The 18495-nt window shown below is 43.7% G+C and carries 13 protein-coding genes; 7 read left to right on the plus strand and 6 right to left on the minus strand.

The annotated features are described in order from the left end of the window. Positions 1-200 precede the first annotated feature (200 nt). Together M1D69_RS02775 and M1D69_RS02780 are read left to right on the plus strand one after the other, a co-directional pair. Entirely contained in the window at positions 201-6179 is a 5979-nt protein-coding gene (locus M1D69_RS02775; RefSeq protein ID WP_458104660.1) for a SpaA isopeptide-forming pilin-related protein, read from the plus strand. A gap of 93 nt (positions 6180-6272) precedes the next feature. After that, a complete protein-coding gene (locus tag M1D69_RS02780; RefSeq protein WP_458104659.1) occupies positions 6273-6932 on the plus strand; it encodes a class A sortase in 660 nt (219 codons plus the stop codon). Positions 6933-7203: 271 nt separating this feature from the next. On the opposite strand, the gene M1D69_RS02785 is transcribed toward M1D69_RS02780, so the two are convergent. From M1D69_RS02785 to M1D69_RS02800, 4 genes are all read right to left on the minus strand, one after another. Continuing rightward, positions 7204-8415 (minus strand): competence protein CoiA, encoded by a 1212-nt coding sequence (locus tag M1D69_RS02785; protein WP_458104658.1) that lies wholly within the window; start codon positions 8413-8415, stop codon positions 7204-7206. Positions 8416-9257: 842 nt separating this feature from the next. After that, positions 9258-9380 carry a hypothetical protein gene (locus M1D69_RS02790; RefSeq protein WP_458104657.1) on the minus strand — a complete coding sequence of 41 codons (123 nt, stop codon included), beginning with the start codon at positions 9378-9380 and terminating at the stop codon, positions 9258-9260. A gap of 25 nt (positions 9381-9405) precedes the next feature. After that, the gene (gene blaOXA, locus M1D69_RS02795) at positions 9406-10209 is read right to left on the minus strand and encodes a class D beta-lactamase (RefSeq protein WP_458104656.1); all 804 of its coding nucleotides are present in this window, start codon (positions 10207-10209) and stop codon (positions 9406-9408) included. Between the two features lie 53 nt (positions 10210-10262). Further along, on the minus strand, positions 10263-10673 hold the full coding sequence (locus M1D69_RS02800) for a YwpF-like family protein (protein WP_458104655.1): 411 nt from the start codon (positions 10671-10673) through the stop codon (positions 10263-10265). 175 nt (positions 10674-10848) lie between these two features. Here M1D69_RS02800 and M1D69_RS02805 point away from each other — a divergent pair, with 175 nt between their 5' ends. From M1D69_RS02805 to M1D69_RS02820, 4 genes are all read left to right on the plus strand, one after another. Next, entirely contained in the window at positions 10849-11232 is a 384-nt protein-coding gene (locus M1D69_RS02805; RefSeq protein WP_458104654.1) for a hypothetical protein, read from the plus strand. 77 nt (positions 11233-11309) lie between these two features. Continuing rightward, a complete protein-coding gene (gene ssbB, locus M1D69_RS02810; protein ID WP_458104653.1) occupies positions 11310-11651 on the plus strand; it encodes a single-stranded DNA-binding protein SsbB in 342 nt (113 codons plus the stop codon). A 226-nt stretch (positions 11652-11877) separates the two neighbouring features. Further along, entirely contained in the window at positions 11878-12654 is a 777-nt protein-coding gene (locus tag M1D69_RS02815; RefSeq protein WP_458106217.1) for a DeoR/GlpR family DNA-binding transcription regulator, read from the plus strand. Between the two features lie 5 nt (positions 12655-12659). Then, positions 12660-13517, plus strand: a complete 858-nt coding sequence (locus tag M1D69_RS02820; RefSeq protein WP_458104652.1) for a Cof-type HAD-IIB family hydrolase — start codon at positions 12660-12662, stop codon at positions 13515-13517. A gap of 122 nt (positions 13518-13639) precedes the next feature. Here the strand turns inward: M1D69_RS02820 and M1D69_RS02825 are convergent, their stop codons facing one another. Then, positions 13640-16414: a DEAD/DEAH box helicase gene (locus tag M1D69_RS02825; RefSeq protein ID WP_458104651.1), complete on the minus strand. Its 2775-nt coding sequence runs from the start codon at positions 16412-16414 to the stop codon at positions 13640-13642. Further along, positions 16401-18011, minus strand: a complete 1611-nt coding sequence (locus tag M1D69_RS02830) for an SWIM zinc finger family protein (protein ID WP_458104650.1) — start codon at positions 18009-18011, stop codon at positions 16401-16403. The genes M1D69_RS02825 and M1D69_RS02830 overlap by 14 nt, the downstream gene beginning before the upstream one ends. 203 nt (positions 18012-18214) lie before the next feature. Between M1D69_RS02830 and M1D69_RS02835 the strand changes: the two genes are divergently transcribed. Beyond that, the gene (locus M1D69_RS02835; protein WP_010332161.1) at positions 18215-18358 is read left to right on the plus strand and encodes a hypothetical protein; all 144 of its coding nucleotides are present in this window, start codon (positions 18215-18217) and stop codon (positions 18356-18358) included. Positions 18359-18495: the final 137 nt, after the last annotated feature.

The following is an 18495-nucleotide window of genomic DNA, read 5'->3' on the forward strand; positions in this document are numbered from 1 at the left end:
TCAATTTACTTGATTCACTTTTTTGATGTACAGAATTTGTATAGTTCCATTTCATACAATGTAGTTTGGTTCGGATGGCAAATCTTCGTTTTGAAACTCATTCGGCATTAGCAGTTCATTTTGGGGGATGAGACATGATTTTATGGTCTCGCGTATCAATCGGCAAGTGAAAAATAGATATGAAAGGGAGGAATGAAAAGGTGAGAACGAGGAGTTTTCCCTTAGGGCTGAAAAAAAGCGGGCGGATCGTTATGATCATAAGCCTTGCGATCTTTTTCTTCTTCAGCCAGATCGCCAGCTATACTCTTACCGCACAGGCTGTGGATGTAACGTCAAGTGACAGCCGCTTTTTCGATTCAGTGACGGTCAAGGACGGTAAGAATCAGATTGTTGACGGGTCAAAAGGAAACGAACCGGCATTAACGCCGGGGGATGAAGTGACACTGACATATGAATGGTCATTGAAAAAAGATAAAGAAGCAGACAGCGAACAGGGTATCAATGTGGAGATACCTGAGAGCTTTACATTTGATAAAGGTGCAGAAGGTCAGATCAAATCAGCTGATCAGGTCATCGGCAGCTATCAAGTGCCGGCGGGCAGCAGCACCATGACGGTAAAATTAACAACTGCATCCGCGGATTCCCCTGATGCCCAGGGGACCATTACACTGTCAGCTAAATTTACTGCAGATGTAAAAGATGATGAACATACAGCAGCCCTTTTTCATCTGGGGGGAGGCAAAACCCAGCAGGTGATCATCCCTGTTAAGAAAGAGGAGACACCAGATGCCGAGGCGGAAGAGCCAAAAAGCGACTCTTCTGATACTGCGGGTGATCAGGAAGGGACAGATGACAAATCTGCACCTTCAGTCAGCAAGGATCAAAAAGAGAAAGAACAGCAGCCGTCAGATGACTCTAAGAGCGGCGAATCCTCGAAGAGTGATGATTCAAAAAAAATGTCATCCGCAAGTCAATCAGCTTTCAAAAGCTTGCAAACTGAAGAAAAACAAATCACACAACATATTTTAACCGGCGTGACATTGACGGACGCAAACGGCGAGCCATATGACAAGGGCAATCGCGCCGATACGAATTCTCCGGTGAAAATTTCAATTGATTGGGCCATTCCTGACGATTTAGGAAAAACAATCAACGCCGGCGATAAATATGAATTTGATTTGCCTAAAGAATTTGTTATGCATAATGACATTGTGAACCTGCCGTTAAGCGCCGGCGACACCACCTACGGGACATTTTCTATTGATACGAACGGACATGTGGTGATGACATTTAACGGCGAGGTAAAAGACAGTTCTAATGTCAAAGGCACATTGGTTATCAATACGCAGTTCAACGAGAAAAAAATAACGGGATCGACAACACAAAAGATTCCATTCCCTGTAAATTCCGATACTCCTGAAACAACGGTTTATTTTAAGCCAAATGTGAGTAAAACCATTGATAAATCAGGTGTACTGGATAAAGGGATCAACCCCGGTAAAGTAACATGGACGGTCGATGTCAATAAAAAGTTGGATCAAGTCAAGAATGCCAAACTCACGGAAAGCCTTCCAGATGGCGTAATCTACCGTTCAGTTAAAGTGTATGAACTCAATGTGAACATTGATGGTTCTGTCAGCAAAGGAAATGAAGTTTCTTCCGGCTACAGCGTTGATTCTAAAGGAAATGTCACATTTGACGGGACAATTGATTCAGCCTACCGACTTGTATACGAAACCGACATTGACAATAGTGCAAAGCCGAGTGAAGGCGGAAATCTAACGCTGACGAACAAGGCAGCATTCAGCGGAGACAACCTGGAACCCATTTCTGCCGACGCCACTGTTGCGGCCAAATATGGAAAAATGATCGCGAAATCATCAACAGGCTATGATGGAGAATCTCAAACATTCAGCTGGGCTCTTGCATATAACTACGGTGAGAAACAGATCGATCAATCCAAGGCCAGCATTAAGGATTCTTTTGGAACTAGCGATTTGCACCTCGTGAAAGACTCTTTGAAGGTTATTCCTATTACCTTTGGACAGAACGGGAGCGAGCAAGCGGGAACGCCTTTAAAGGAAGGCGAGGACTACACGCTGACCGATAATGGAAACGGATTTGAAATCAAATTTAATAAAACCGTTACCAGCGCTTACAAAATCACATATCAAACAAAGGTCAACAGCGGAGTGATCATTGATAAATCGACAACGTACACCAATAGCGTTGTGACCGGAACAGGGGATTCAAAAGAAGCTTCCGGCATAGCCATTCAGCAGAATCTCATCAAAGGATATTCAAACGTAGATTATGAGAAGAAGACGGTTGATTGGACGATCACAGTTAATAAAAACCGCTATACAATGAACAATTGGACTTTAGATGATCAATTCGACAGCGGCGGGCTGGCGTTAATTGACGGGTCATTCAAGATTCAAGACACAACCAATAACAAAACTTTGCAGGAAGGCAAAGACTACACCTTCACAAAAAAACCGGATCATAAAGGCTTTACTTTGGCATTGATCGGGGATTACGCAAAAACAGACAGTCAATTTAAGATCATTTACAAAACAACATTCAATGCCGATTATTCTAACGAAAGTGTTAAGAATACAGCTCAGTCGACATGGACTGATCAAAACGGCAATGAGCGCACGAATAAGGTATCAAGCGGTTTTACGCCGAATCATCAGACTTCAAATAATGGTTTCAAAAACGGTTCATACAACGCGGTTTCAAAGGAAATCACATGGAAAATCGGCGTCAATTATAATGGCGAGCCGACGAAAAACCCTTATATCAAAGATGCCATAACAGATCCGCAGCAATTTGTGCCAGGTTCCGTTGTGGTTAAGAGTTATACGATCAATAAAAACGGTTCCATCACAGAAGGAGACGCGCTTGACCCTTCCAAGTATGATATCGAAGAGCCTTCTTCGAATAATGAACGCACTCTGACGGTACACCTTAAAACAGGTGATTCTGTACCATATCTGATTGAGTTTAAGACATCACTCAAAGGACAGGTCATTGATCAGAACCAGTACACAAACAAGGCAACATACTATAATAACGGTCATGCAGACCGCACGTTGACGGGTTCTGTTTCGGTTGCGAACGGAGGAAACCTGGTTTTCAAAGGCGGCAAACAAAATGGCAGCTACATTGATTGGAATATCAACGTCAACTCCAGCCAATCAACGCTGGATGACGTGAAAGTTATTGACACGCCGGATGATAATCAAATACTAGATGCAGATTCTTTTAAAGTGTATCAAGCAAAATATGATGAAAACGGAGTGGTCAAAGACAGCAGCGGAAATCTGACCGCGGGCGATGTCGAGCTCCAAAAAGACAAAGACTACACGGTAGACATCAAAACCGACAATACAACAGGTGAACAATCGTTTGCCCTGCAATTCATAGGCAGCTATAAACAAATTGACCGTGCCTATGTGATCAAATACCGGTCTCTGATTAACATAGCCGGCACGAGCGGGCACGTTAAAAATAAGGTGTCCATTTCTGGAACAAATGTGAAGGAGCAGACTCAAGAAACCAGCAGCTCGATCTTTGTTGCCATTTCAAGCGGCGACGGTTCCGGCTCTGGAGAAAAAGGAAGCCTGACGATTTTAAAGACAGGAGAGAACGATAAAGCGCTTGGAGGAGCAGAGTTTCAGTTATGGTCTGAAGACGCCAAGCAGCTCCTGCGCAACGGCACAACAGGTGCCGATGGTAAGCTTACATTCGGAAATATTCGCTACGGCTCTTATGTATTAAAAGAAGTAAAAGCGCCTGACGGATATACCATCAGCGATGCTTATGCAAAAGGAGTCTCTGTTAAGATAGACAGCAACTCATCCAAGACAGGAGCGCTGTACAAAGTCGTAAATCAACAGAACAAGGTGACGCTTATCAAAAAAGATGAACAAAAAAATCCTTTAGCTGGTGCTGTTTTCAAGCTGGAGAAAAAGGCGAGCAACGGCACCTATACTTTGATAGAAACGGATATCAAAAGCGATAAAAACGGAAAAATCGAAATGAATGGTTTGCCGGCGGGCTATTACCGCCTGACAGAAACGAAAGCCCCTGCTGGCTTTATCGTAAATACGAAGGCGATTCATTTCTCAATCGCAAAGAATGATAAGAATCAAGTGTCTGACGTAGAATTGGGAGAAATGGTCAATTATCAAGGAAGGGCCTATTTAGCGAAGGAAGATGCCAAAGGACAGAAACTTGAAGGGGCCGTCTTCAAGATTATTGATGACGAAGGCCATACAGTTCAAGAAGAGCTGACTTCGGATAAAGACGGTAAAGTAGAGGCTTCGGGCCTTGCGCCGGGACGATACGCCTTTGTCGAAACGAAAGCCCCGAACGGATATGTATTAAACACCGAGAAACGAGAATTTATCATCTCTGAATCAGCAGAAGGAAAGCCGGAATCAACTGATGCCGGGATAGCCGTTAACGATAAAGGCTCCGCTCAGCTGGTGAAGGAGAATGCCGAAGGGCAGAAACTTGAAGGAGCCGTCTTCAAGATTGTCGATGACGAGGGCCATACGGTTCAAGAAGGGCTGACCTCGGATAAAGACGGAAAGATCATAGCTTCAGGCCTCGCACCGGGACGATACGCTTTTGTTGAAACGAAAGCGCCTGAGGGTTATGTACTGAACACGGAGAGAAAAGAGTTCACCATCTCTGAATCAGCAGAAGGAAAGCCGGAATCAACTGATGCCGGGATAGCCGTTAACGATAAAGGCTCCGCTCAGCTGGTGAAGGAGAATGCCGAAGGGCAGAAACTTGAAGGGGCCGTCTTCAAGATTGTTGATCATGAAGGGCATACGGTTCAAGAAGAGCTGACCTCGGATAAAGACGGAAAAGTCACAGCTTCAGGCCTCGCACCTGGGCGCTACGCCTTTGTCGAAACGAAAGCGCCTGAGGGATATGTGCTGAATACAGAGAGAAAAGAGTTCACCATCTCTGAATCAGCAGAAGGAAAGCCAGAACCAGCAGATGCCGGGATAGCCGTTAACGATAAAGGTTCTGTTCAGTTGACGAAAGTAGATCAAGGCGAAAAAGGATTAGCGGGTGCAGTTTTCAAAATTGTTGATCACAACGGAAACACGGTAAGAGCTGACCTTGTCTCAAAAGAAGGCGGTAAAATTAAGGTTGCAGGTTTGGCTCCGGGAAGTTATCAATTTGTTGAAGAACAGGCGCCAGACGGCTATCTCCTATCCGAAAGCCCGGTGCCGTTCACCATTAAGGCTGAACATGGCGGCCAACCAGAACAAGTTGAAGTAACAGCTGTTAACACCGAGAACCGTGTCGTTCTCACAAAAGTGGATCAACATGATAAAGAGAAAGTTCTTCAAGGAGCGGAGTTTAATCTGACTGATGCCAACGGCAAAGTTTTGAAATCCGGTCTCACCACTGATGACAAAGGACAGATTAGCGTACACGGTCTCAAAGCAGGCAAGTATCAGTTTGTCGAAACAAAAGCGCCAGTGAATTACAGTTTGGATAAAACGCCAATACCGTTCAAGATCACCAATACTGAAACAAAGCCAGTTGAAATCACCGCAGAGAACATACTGGCACCAGGCGACGTGAAACTGACAAAAGTGGATCAAGACGATAAAAAAGCCGTTTTAGAGGGTGCTGAATTCAAGTTATTGGACGCCAACGGCAAGCCTGTAAAAACTGATGGCTACGGCAAAGGCAACTCTAAATTATGGAAAACTAATGCAAATGGACAATTCACTATTAAAGGCCTTGCACCGGGGCGCTACCAGCTTATCGAAACGAAGGCGCCCGATGGCTATAAACTGGATGACACACCAATTGTGTTCACAATTGAAAAAGGACAGTCAAACCCTGTTGAGGTTGTCGCTTTTAATCAAAAATTAAAAACGCCAACGCCGAGCAAGGATACACCGGATAAAAATATGAAGGGAGATGGACAGCATCCAAAAACCGATGGTACAGATGGTCATGTGAAAACAGACAATTCACATCCAAAAGCCGATGATACAGCTGGCCACACAAAAACAGACAATTCTCTTCCAAAAACCGGTGATACAGACAGTACGGTGCCAGTTATGATCGGCATTCTTCTGCTCTTAGCAGGCGGAACTTTGGCTCATGTCTCAAGAAAGAAACAAAGAAAGGCATAAATGTGATGGCACCTGATCATTGAAGATTCGATCAGGTGCTTTTTTAAACAGATCATCCCTCATAGCATGACACATAAGAAAGGAATGTACTGCATGTATAAAAAGATAATCATTGCGGTGTTTATTCTTTCCGGCCTGCTGCTTATCTTTTCTCCTTTCATAAAAGGAAGTCTCATCGCCTACCTTAGCAAAAATCAGTATGAGTCGGAATTGACTGTGAAACAGCTGCAAGAAAATAATGAGAAAGAAGCAGAATTTGATTTCGATTCTATACAGCCGCCCACGCTATCGGAAGCTATAAATGCGGGCTTCAATCGTGATCCGAAGACAATAATCGGCAGGATCACCATTGAAAGTGTGGATCTGGAGCTCCCCATATTAAAAGGCACCACCAATGAAAACCTGTTGATCGGAGCGGCAACAATGCGCCCGGATCAGAATATGGGCGAGGGAAACTATCCATTGGCAGGCCATCACCTGAAGCAGAAGAGCCTTTTATTCGGACCTCTGGCCAACATAAAAAAAGGCGCCAAAATTGTAATCACAGATTTCAAAAAAGATTATATGTACTCTGTGACATCAATAAAAATGATTTCTGAAATAGATGCAGATGTGATTCAGGATACAAAAGAAAAGGAAATTACATTAATCACATGCGACAAAGCTGTGGAAACCGAAGGACGTCTCGCAGTGAAAGGAAAATTGATTGAGACTGTCGGTCATACAAATGACAAATCGATTAGCGGAATGTGATGATGTGTGTGTATGAGCAATTTTCCAAAACGGCTGCAAATCGTTCTTTTGATTATAGGAGAATGGGAAAGCCTGCCTTGTGATAAAAGGCAGGCCCGACAATAGTCAGATTCTTTGCTTTGATGAGGAGCGGGTTCTACACTAAAGCCTATTCTTTTACACTCAATAATTTCCCCTGTTTACAAGAAACCAGAACAGCGGCCGCTACAAAGCGTTCTACAAAAACAAACACCCCATAAGCGAAGCTTTAGGGGTGTGTTCTTATGAGGGTTTATTTTAAAACAAATATTTTTTTAAATACAGACAGAATAGTCGGCCATAGTTTCTTTTCATTGTTTTTCTTTTCTAAAGGAATGTCATTATAGTCGATTCTTTTGTCATTCTGAATTTCAATCTGATTGTCGGGGTTCTTGACTTGATCATTGTTAGCAACACTCTTCACTACTTCTTTTTTATCAATCTTCAAATCCTTCTTAGGTTCCTGAACTGAAGATTTCGAAATTTGAGGTTGGTTAAATGGCTTTAAATGACTTAATATCGTTTCGGGATCCACTTTCTTTTTTGATAAAAGAAACCCATTGTCCACAATTTGATTTCGTTCCACATCCATAAACAAATGAAAAGCAACAAAGTTGTTATGACGCTTTGCTTTCTCTATCTTAAAGAAAGCGGAAGGAAGGATCGGTTTTAATTCAACAAAGAGATTTTTACTCTTGCTGTACCCGTATCCATAATACAGATTTTTCTTGCTATATATTGAGTCTTTTCCTAATTGACACAAAAATAACGACTCATTATTGTCTCTCCGTATCACGTTGTTAAACTTAAAATCCATTTTCACAGGAAAGAAGCTATATTCACAAACGATTTTTGTCTTAGGCGATTTTTTGCCGGAGCACTTTTGGATAAATCCTTTATTATCCATCACAAATAGAGAATCTAAACGAAGCATCTCCACTAATTCATAAGGGATCTGTTTTCGCTTTTTCTCAGTGTGAAATTGTTTGTATCCAAATCTTTGGATGTGGAAGATCCAAAGCACAGGATGACCAAGTTTATTGTAATCCTGAGTTCGCTCTTTGACTTCTTGGAATTCTATTTTAGACGCTTGGAACTCAACAACAAGAGTATGAGACTGACCACGAATAATCATATCAGCTCTTCTATTTGGAACCAGACATGACTCCAATTCAATTTTTAGATTAGGATATTTCTTTTTCAAAAAATCATAAAATCGCTTTTTCATTTCGTAGTGCTCTTTACTTTCGTTCTCTCCAGAAAAAGGGCAGTCCGCTAAAGTTTTATGAGCAAAATGCGGGTGGTTAATTTCACCCTTCCTATATCTCATTTCATTGTTGCAATGCGGGCAATAATAAGTTTCTCCTTTGGATAACTCTTCCCATGCATTTACAACCTCTCCAGCTACATTTAGCGCTTTAATTTGCAGTGTTTTTCCCTTCCTTTCTGCTAACGGGCAATGCAATAGCAACTTATCCGCTCTAGAATAGTAATCTTCTTTCTCTTTAATATATCACCAAGTAGGAAATCGCTCTATGCCGCCTCATAGCAATACAGAACAGCGGCCGCTATCCCCTTTAAGGCCGATCCTACTTTGTGCCTGTTGTTTCTCTGAATTTTTAGATACTATAACTAGTGAAACAAAGTAACTAATAACCATTGAGGCATACACCCAAAATAAATAATTTATTTGTGAAAACATCAGTGAATCAGCCAGCTTTAAGACTAATACAACCACCATTGAAAAGGTCAACGCTATATATGAAGATATCATCTTAGCTAACTTGAAACGTTCTTTGTTTTTTGTTTCTTTATACACAAAATAAATCAGAAGGGAATAACAGACAATATCAGTGTGTAGCTTTCGACCGATTTGCTTAAAACCACGTCTATCAAACTTATTACTAAAAGCAAAAAACCAACGACCAGACAGTGTACTTCTCTCAATATTCCCCCACCTTTTAAGAACTAGCTCCTCACTGTATCAGCTGTTCAAGTCATGCTGATAATTATGTAAGAAATCGTAGAGATGAGTACTAATGTAATAATAACAGTGAGAGCTATTTGCTTGATAAATGATTTGTTTGGTGTCCCTTCATTATTGTTTATTCTCATTTTCCTTATCCAAGTGACAACCAAAAATAAAATTATAAAAATTGGCAGAGTGTAGCTTACAATAAATTCCCTCATCAGTGCATCCCTCAAGCCGTTATTTGACATATGAACTTAAAAAGAGGGTTAAGTTAACTCAACCCTCTCCCAATTTATTTCATATTCCTCACCATTAATATATACACCGGAGACTTTCTATGACCTTATTTTTTCGGCTTTTACAAAGAATCTCCAGAGCGTATATGTACCTAAAGACAATAAACCAACACCAAACAAAAAGGTTAAAACCAGACCGCCAAAGAAATAAAATCCACCCATGAATCCCACTCCTTTTTAGCGTCAGTTAATGCAGAACATATTTCTTCAAAATATCCATTGTCATGCTTTTCGCTTCTGTGCCGGTACCGTCAATGTTCGTCACGAAACTGTACACTCCGTTTTCGGTTTTGACAAAGCCTGCATACCAGCCGATGCCTGAGCCTGAACCGGTTTTTCCATAAAGCGTATAATGATCCTCATCTTCCTGAATCATCATCCGCTTCACCGTCTTCATTACGCTTTTATCAAATGGCAGTTTTTCTTTGTATAAGGCTTCCATAAAGTCCGTTTGTTCCAGAGGAGAAATCTTAAGCGTGCTGCTCAGCCAAAATTGGTCAATGCCGCCGCTGATATCTTGATTGCCGTACGCTATTTTATCAATCCATTCCTTCATTCGCTCTTCTCCGATGTCTCGTGCCATCGCTTGATAATACCAAACAACAGAGTATCTCATGGCAGATCCTAGCGTGTGATCCAGATTCCATACATCGAGCTCACGTTTTACACCGTCCCAGTATTTGATGTCATATTCATCTTTAACGGCGCCTGTTTGTAATCCAATGAGCGCGTTTGGGACTTTAAAAGTCGATTGCGGCGCAAATCTTTGTGTCGCGCGTTGATCGCCGTAAACGAATGTTTTTTCGTTTTTCAGATCACGTAAGATAAAAGTTCCGTCGTGATCAGTGAAAAACTCATCGACATTCATTTTCTTTAGGTTGGGACTCTTCCCGGCAGCAACAGCTTCTCTAGGTGTTTGCAAACTTGATGTCAAAAGGACAGCTGCGCCGATAAGTGATAAAACAACCGTTTGAATTTTTCGCTTATTCATACGTGCCACCTCAGCAAATGTAAAATAAGAGAGGGGATGATTTCCACTCTCTTTTATATCTTCTGCTTAAACGCCTCGATCAGCTTCGCTCCTGTATAGCCCTCTTTTACAAGAGATTCCAGGATGGTTTCAGTGCCTTGCTGTTTTCTTGTCACCATTTGTCCGTAAATTAAAACCGAGATGCTTTCTTCCAGTTCAGCAATATTCTTCACAGCTGCAGTCAGCTGGGCGGGGCGGTTGCTTTTTTTCGTAATCGTCACAAACACTTTGACTTCAGTTTGTTTTTTTTGAAGCTGGTCAAAAAAAGACAAGTGCTCCTTCGGAACAAGCGCTTCAATCAGCCAGTGATTTTCGCCGTCTTCTTTATTGATAATCAGTCCGTCAATAAGGGGAAACTGTTCAATTGACTTTTCTTCCTTGTCCACTCGTTCCACGTTCAGGTCAACCAGTTTAAAGGTTTTCATTTTTATCTCACCCCATTTACTTACAAAGAATTCTTAAAATGAATTATAACACATATTCATTTTTCCGTGAAAACGCTGTAATGTTGGGGACAATTTATTTTGTACTTGCACAACATTTAATAATTTCTATTTTTTCATTATACTGTAACTGACTATGGATTACGGAGAGGTGTGTATGAATCGATTTCATTTAAAGGAAATTTATATTGACGGCACTCCGGCGGATCAGCGTTTGATTCAAACGAACGAAGCTTATATGTTAAGCCGTAAAGATATTTTTGAGGTTCATCTATATAGGAAAGAGAGGATGATATTTTTATACGAAACTTATGATGGGATGGAACAGTACAAAATCCAGCTGTCGCTCCCGGAAAGGAAGCTCAGCTTTCAGTGGTTTGCATGGGACGGCTCCTCTTATGTCTGTATGAATACGCAGCATTGGCTGACATCTAAATTGTTTTTCCGGTTTTTAAAAAATACATATTTCTTTAGAGGGAAAAAACAAAAGCTGTTTTTAGCTGAGGGAAAAATGAAAACGAAAGATAAAAACAGAGGCTGAAATGCGATTTTGAGCGTTTTTCTTTACTCGTTGCATCGTCTACAATATGTGTAACCGCAAGGAGAGGGGGAATCGCAATGTTCAATCAGGTCATGCTTGTCGGACGTTTAACAAAAGACCCTGAGCTTCGGTACACTTCCGCAGGCGCGGCAGTCACACACATTACGATTGCAGTTAACCGCAGCTTCAAAAATGCTTCAGGAGAAGTTGAAGCGGATTACGTCAATTGCACGCTTTGGAGAAAAACGGCCGAAAACACGGCGTTATATTGCCAAAAAGGCTCTCTCGTCGGCCTAAGCGGACGTATTCAGACAAGGAGCTATGAAAATGCGGAAGGTGTCAAAGTGTATGTAACTGAAGTGATGGCTGATATTGTTCGTTTTATGGACCCTAAACCTCGGGAAAAAGCTGCCGATTGACATCTCCCTGTTCCTCCCGCTTTAAATCCCATTCACGATTACTTTTCTTCGCATCATCCCCTCAGAATTGACCAGTCGACCAGACTGGTTTTTTCTTTCTGTTTGAGATAGGAAAAATTGGTTCTTGTGATGCATTTTTACTTAATTTCACTTAATAATATTGATTATTGATATATAAAAACTTATAATCGCTTAAAGAGTACGTCATATGAAAAGGAATGAGGGCGTGTACCAAGAAGAAAGATTAGTAGCGATTGTGGATCATCTAAAGGAGCATAACCGCATTACAACCGAGCAGATCTGTACGCTCCTTCAGGTGTCCAGAGATACAGCACGGCGAGATCTTGTGAAGCTGGAGGAACAGAATGCCATTATTCGCACAAGAGGCGGCGCCATTCTGCCGTCTGTGCACCAGAAAATTCAGGGGTATTCCGGCCGGCTGAAAACAGTGTCCGAGGAAAAAAACAAGATTGGCAAACTCGCCGCATCACTGATCCAAAATGGCGACCGGGTTATTTTAGACGCGTCTACAACCGTTCAGGCGTGCGCCAAGCACTTGAATGCAGACGACTGTACGGTTATCACCAACTCCATCAATCTCGCGGAAGTGCTCTCAGACAAAGAGGGTATTGAGATCTATCTTCTCGGAGGCAAGCTTGAAAAGGAGCACCGTTTCTTGTACGGCGCCTCTGTAATTGAAAAGCTTTCAAGCTATCACGTCGATAAAGCGCTGATCGGTGTTGTCGGTATTTCGGAACACGGCATTACGATCGCGCATGAAGAAGATGGGCTGGTGAAGCGAAAAATGATTCAGCAGGCGAAGCAGGTGATCGCCCTTGCGGATTATTCGAAGCTGGGAAGCACCAGTTTTTATCAGTACGCTGAGCTGAGTGAAATTGATCTCTTGATTACAGACCGGCTGCCCGATCAGGCGTTTTGCGACTTGCTTGATCTTAATGGCGTCGAACTTCTCGTGACAGAGCAGGATGAAAGAAAGGGCTGATAAACGTGAAATTGATTGCGATCGACTTAGACGGAACCTTGCTGAACAGCAAGCATCAAGTAAGCTCAGAAAATGAAAATGCTCTGCGGCAGGCGCAGCGTGACGGGATTGAGGTTGTTGTATCAACGGGACGCGCTTATTTTGATGTCGTGTCAATTTTTGAACCGCTCGGGATCAAAACGTGGGTCATCAGTGCGAACGGCGCTGTCATTCACGACCCTGACGGCAGGCTTTATCATTCGGAAACAATCGGTAAAAAACGGGCGTATGACATCCTCTCGTGGCTTGAGTCAGAAAACTATTATTATGAGGTTTTTACAGACTCAGCTATTTATACGCCGCAAAACGGCAGGCAGCTCCTTGATGTTGAGCTTGACCGGGTCAAAAGTGCGAATCCAGAGGCTGACCTTTCTGTTCTGATGCAGGCAGCCGAGGTGCAATACAGTCAATCGGGCTTCGCTTATATCGACACGTTTCAAGAGCTCTTTGAGGAGGATAAACAGATTGATTTTTACAACATTCTTGGCTTTTCTTTCTTCAAAGAAAAGCTGGAGGCCGGCTGGCAGAGATACCAGGAGGATAAAGGTCTGACACTTGTCAGCTCTGCTGATCATAACTTTGAGCTTTCCTCCAAAAAGGCATCCAAGGGGCAGGCGCTGGAAAGGCTGGCAAAGCGGCTTAACATCCCAATGAAGGAAACAGCAGCCGTGGGCGACAGCTTAAATGACAGGTCTATGCTGGAGGCTTCCGGAAAAGGCGTAGCGATGGGCAATGCGCGGGAGGACATCAAAGCGATAGCCGACGCTGTAACCCTGACCAATGATGAACATGGCGTTGCCCATATGATTCGGCACTTGCTGTAAGGTTTATCTTTTGAAAAAAAGTGCATGCTGAACATAACCGGCGTAACGGATTCTGTGAAATTCGGCGTGACGGCGATGAACGGAAAAAAGCTGGCTCTTTTTAGGAGACAGCTTTTTTGTGATTATTGTGCCTGCGCTGAGGCGCTTAATGTAAATAATTCTTCGAGCTCATCTGTGGACAGCTCGGTAATCCAGTTTTCGCTTTGGATAATTTGGTCGTTCAGCGTTTGCTTCGTTTCAAGCATCATATCAATTTTTTCTTCAATTGTACCCGTTGTAATCATTTTATGAACGTGGACAAACCGCTCCTGCCCGATGCGGTATGCCCGGTCAGTGGCTTGGTTTTCAACAGCCGGATTCCACCATCTGTCATAATGAATGACATGGTTGGCGGCTGTCAGATTGAGACCGGTGCCGCCCGCTTTCAGCGAAAGAATCAGTGTCGGGTATTCTTTCTTTTGAAATTTCTCAACGAGTGCATCGCGGTCTTGCTTAGAAAGACTCCCGTTCAAAAACTGCACAGGTTCGCCGAAGGTTTTTTCAAGCAATCGCTTCATCATGTTCCCCATTTGAATATATTGCGTGAAAATGAGACAGCTTTCGTTTTGGGCGCGGATCGCTGTCATCAGCTCAAGCAATTTTTCAAGCTTGACCGAACGTCCGGCCAGCAGTTCGGTTTGATCTTCCTTCAAATAAAGCGCGGGATGATCGCATATTTGTTTAAGCCGTCCGAGCATGCTGAGGATCAGTGCTTTTCGCTGCATGCCTGTCAGTGACGTCATATGTTCAAAAGTGTCTTTCACCAGCTGCTCATAGAGAGACGCCTGTTCGGCTGACAGCGGAATAAATTCTTTTTGCTCCAGCTTGTCGGGAAGGTTTAATGCGACGTCCTCATCCCGTTTTGTCCGCCGCAGCAGAAACGGCCGGATTAATTGCTGAAGCTGTCCGATTCTTTTTTCGTCCCGGTCCTTTTCGATCGGCAATACATAGCGTTTATGGAAACCGGTCAGACTGCCAAGGTAGCCTTTATTCATGAAGTCGAAAATCGACCATAGCTCAGTCAAGCGGTTTTCCATCGGAGTTCCGCTCAGCGCGATATGGTGAATGCCCTTCAGCTTTCTGATTGCGCGTGATTGCTTCGTGTGCGCGTTTTTAATATTTTGTGCTTCGTCAAGACAAATTGTGTTCCATGTCACCGAAGAAAGCTCTTCAGAATCGGCATGCGACAGCCCGTAGGAGGTTAAGACAACGTCCGCGTTTCCGTAATAGCCGGCGAAGTCTTCCCCTTTCGGACGGCGCGGGCCGTAATGGAGAGCGACCGACAGATTGGGCGCGAAGGTTTGAAGCTCCCGCTGCCAATTGCCGAGTACGGATGTCGGCGCGATGATCAGATTCGGCGTGTTTTGCCGTCCGCTTTCCTTCACATGAAGAAAATATGCGATCATCTGAATGGTTTTCCCAAGCCCCATGTCATCGGCCAGACAGGCGCCAAAACCGCTTTGCCGCAGAAACAGCAGCCAGTTCATGCCATATTTCTGATACGGGCGGAGCGTGCCTTGAAAGGAGGGGCTGACCTCATGCTCCGGCAGATTTTCCGCTGTTGTCAGCTTTCGAATCAGTGATCTGAGCTGTTTTGACAGGTCGAATTGAATCCCGGCAAAAGCGGATGTATCCATGATGTCTGAGTCCTCAAGCCCGCCTTCCTGCTGATCCATCAGCTCTCGTGCCAGAATGTCAGACATATGGAGCCCTTCTGATTCCGCCTTCTCCATCAGCCGTTTCATCTGTTTGATAAACTGCGGATCTATTTTCACCCATTGCCCGCGAATATTGACGAGGCGCCTGTTGCTCGCGACAAGCTCGTTAAATTCATCCTCTGTCAGCTCAATGCCGTTTGTCGCAAACCGCCAGTTAAAGTCAAGCAGCGCATTCATGCCGACAAATGATTCGCCGCGGGGGGCGGAAGATACTTTTGCTTTAAGCATCATGCTGCTGTCTCTGACAATCTGCCACCAGGATGGCAGGAGGATTTCAACGCCCATATCGACAAGCGTCTCACTTGCCTCTGACAGGAAAATCCAGGCTTCTTCCTCTGAAATCAGCGTGGTGCCGGAATCAAATGACAGCCACGGAACCGTTCGATGAAAGCGGTCCTGCTCGCGTGCGATTTTATCGCTGTAGGCCTGCCACGATTTTTTGAGGCTCTTCAGCCCGTCAAAAAATACAACAGCGCCGCTCTTTTTATCGCGTAAAAACATTTCGATTTTCCAGTCATCGCCGTCAAAGTCTGGTTCGTTCAAGCGGAGGCCAACCGTAAACGGGGTTTGATCGTCAACCCAGCCGATGCCTTCGAGAAAATCCTCTTCATCCAGAAAATGTCCGCGAAATGTTGTGACCGCAGGTGATTTTTCTTTGATATTTTCCCATTTTTCACGCAGTTCGTCGTCATATTGAATATAATCATGCACCGCGGCTGAAAACCATTCCGCAGTAAAGCCATCCAGTATGCCGTCCCGATCCTTCCAGCGGAAAACACCGTTTGTCCATGCTTCGTAGTCAGGCAGGAAATCTCCGTCCGCGATAAATTCGTAAATGGTGGACGCTGCCTCAATCAGCGGTTCCGTTTCTTCTGTGAGCTGCACGGAGCTGAATGAGTTGAACGAGTTTTTGCCGAGAAGCTCTACAGTCATCCATGGAGAAAGCAAAACCGCGGTTGTCCCGATGAAGCTGACATCCTCAAGGAAGGTTCCGTAAAATGAGGATTCGTGCCATTGAAACAAATGCTTTTTCATGTGGCTGTAGGGAAGGGGCTGCTCATTCTCATCAAAGGCTGAGAGCGTGAATGACCCGTCTTCCATTTGTTCGACGTGAATAAGTATTTCTTTAAGACTCGCCATCAATCAACTTTCCTTTCTGCAGTTCTTCTTGAAGGGCGCGCAGGCGCTTGTAATGTGAGCTCAGCTGCTGAATATAGCGTTCCCATACCTTCAGTTTTTTCGCTTTTTTGTAGAGCGTCCGCAGTTTTTTCAAATACCGGGCCGCTTCCTTGTAAGAGCTGCGGTTTTTCTGGTCGATAAAAAAGGCCACTTCTCTGTGGTAAGCGGGTATAAGGGCCTCGGGATCGCTCGCCGCGATTTCTTTGAGCATCGTTTTATCTATTTCATAAATTGAAAAGCCAACAAGGCTGTGGATTTCGATCCACTCGGCGTAACGCTTTTTCTCATACAAATGATGGCTGTATTCTGTGAAAGTATAAGGCAGACAGCCTGCCGCATAGCGTTCAAACAGCGCCTGATCATTGGTTTGCTTCACATACGCGTTCAGCAGAAGAAACAGCTCGCCAATTACGTCGCGAATTTCTTTAAACGGCTTATCCAGCTTCGTATAACCAATCGCAATCGATTCAATCCGGAGGTACCATTCCTTGAGCCGTTTCCAATCCTTTTTCGCGGTGATTTCACTCAGCCATTGGAACGTATACGGCAGCGCTTCCGGCGGAAATTGGTCGGTTTCCGCAAAAATCGCGTCATCATGTTTCTGCAAAAATTCTAAATGAAGACGCCCGAATTGCAATTCAGGAGAAAACCGCCGCCCGGCTTCTTTTTGCAGGATCTCTTGCTCACGCGCCACCCATTTCGTCCGCGGCAGCAGCGCGCTCCAAATTTCACCGAAAATGCGGATGCGTTCATATTGAAAAATATCTTCCTTCAATAAGAGATCCCGAATGACATCCGGCGTTTTCTCCAGAAAGGGATCGAGTGCAAACGACAGCGCGTACGTTTTTAATTTATCAATTGAGCTGTAGATCGTGTCCATCAGCTGTTCGACATAAGGATTGAGGGAATAAAAATCATGCTCGGGGTCCAGTTTTCCATCTTCAATCAATGTAAACATGCGAAGCCACACCGCGATCGCTGAATGAATCTGATACAGGCTTTTCAGCTCCGGCTTGTTGGGGGCATGCTTTTTCAAAGCGGACAGATAGCCGTAATAGAGGCCCTGCATGTTTTGGCTGCCTTCAGCCGTGCGTGCCTGCCAAAGAGAAAACTCTGAATCGAAAAAAACAAGCCAGCTTGAAAGCGACTCTTCATTAGGCAGCACCTTCTCTTGGAATTGACGCCGGACGAGCTCTTTGCTTTCTTCGAGCTTTTCCCTCTCCAGCCAGTGTTCTGTAAAAGTTCCCACTCGTTCAAACATTGCATATACATATAAAAAAACAGCCAGCTTATGGCGGCAGATTCTCCCAGACGGACATGAACAGCCGCTTTTGGCTATGACAAATAAGTTCAATGTGACCCGCACAGGCACAACATCCTGCACGTAAGCCGTAACTTCCGTCGGACTCACTGCTTGTAAACGATAGACTGAATCCTGCCGATATAAAATAAGGGCTTTTTTGATCAGCTGAACATTTTCCTCGCTGTAAGGAAGAAGCTCTTTTAATTGTTCAGCCGATGCCAGCACATCGTCTTTAGAAATCATATTCTGAAGCATGATTATCGCTCCTAACCGAGTCACGTAATAAAAAGATCCAATTTCTCTATTATATCGCAACACAGCGGCATGAAAAAGTTTTTCCTAAAATAGGACATAAAAAATGGGATGTGTCGAATGATGTATTAGAGATTGCAAAACGAGAGCCAGCATCATATAATAATCGTGTTTTCAACTTAATGGAAGCTGAAAGGAATAAAATAATGAGTGAAAAGAAATTGAATCAAGAAGAATTTCTGAAAATTTTGATGCATGCACATGATATTGGTGAGCAGTCATCTGAGATGACCACAAAGGAAATGCTTGAAAATTTGATTTCTCATATTAAAAATGGATACGCAACATAAAAATCCCGCAGGTTTTTGGCGGGATTTTTTTCTGAATAATGACCGGAAGGGGAAAAAGATTCAGCTCTGGCAAGACAATAAATAGAGCGCTTACATGATAGAAGCTGAAAAACTATTTTTGTAAATTTTTGTCGAAT

Source organism: Bacillus sp. PK3-037 (assembly GCF_054161355.1).

Bases quoted from the DNA above. Each gene is read 5' to 3' on its own strand.
- M1D69_RS02830 (WP_458104650.1), bottom strand. From the start codon at position 18,011: ATGCTTCAGAATATGATTTCTAAAGACGATGTGCTGGCATCGGCTGAA.
- M1D69_RS02790 (WP_458104657.1), bottom strand. From the start codon at position 9,380: ATGGGTGGATTTTATTTCTTTGGCGGTCTGGTTTTAACCTTTTTGTTT.
- M1D69_RS02825 (WP_458104651.1), bottom strand. From the start codon at position 16,414: ATGGCGAGTCTTAAAGAAATACTTATTCACGTCGAACAAATGGAAGAC.
- M1D69_RS02780 (WP_458104659.1), top strand. From the start codon at position 6,273: ATGTATAAAAAGATAATCATTGCGGTGTTTATTCTTTCCGGCCTGCTG.
- M1D69_RS02800 (WP_458104655.1), bottom strand. From the start codon at position 10,673: ATGAAAACCTTTAAACTGGTTGACCTGAACGTGGAACGAGTGGACAAG.
- blaOXA (WP_458104656.1), bottom strand. From the start codon at position 10,209: ATGAATAAGCGAAAAATTCAAACGGTTGTTTTATCACTTATCGGCGCA.
- ssbB (WP_458104653.1), top strand. From the start codon at position 11,310: ATGTTCAATCAGGTCATGCTTGTCGGACGTTTAACAAAAGACCCTGAG.
- M1D69_RS02805 (WP_458104654.1), top strand. From the start codon at position 10,849: ATGAATCGATTTCATTTAAAGGAAATTTATATTGACGGCACTCCGGCG.
- M1D69_RS02835 (WP_010332161.1), top strand. From the start codon at position 18,215: ATGAGTGAAAAGAAATTGAATCAAGAAGAATTTCTGAAAATTTTGATG.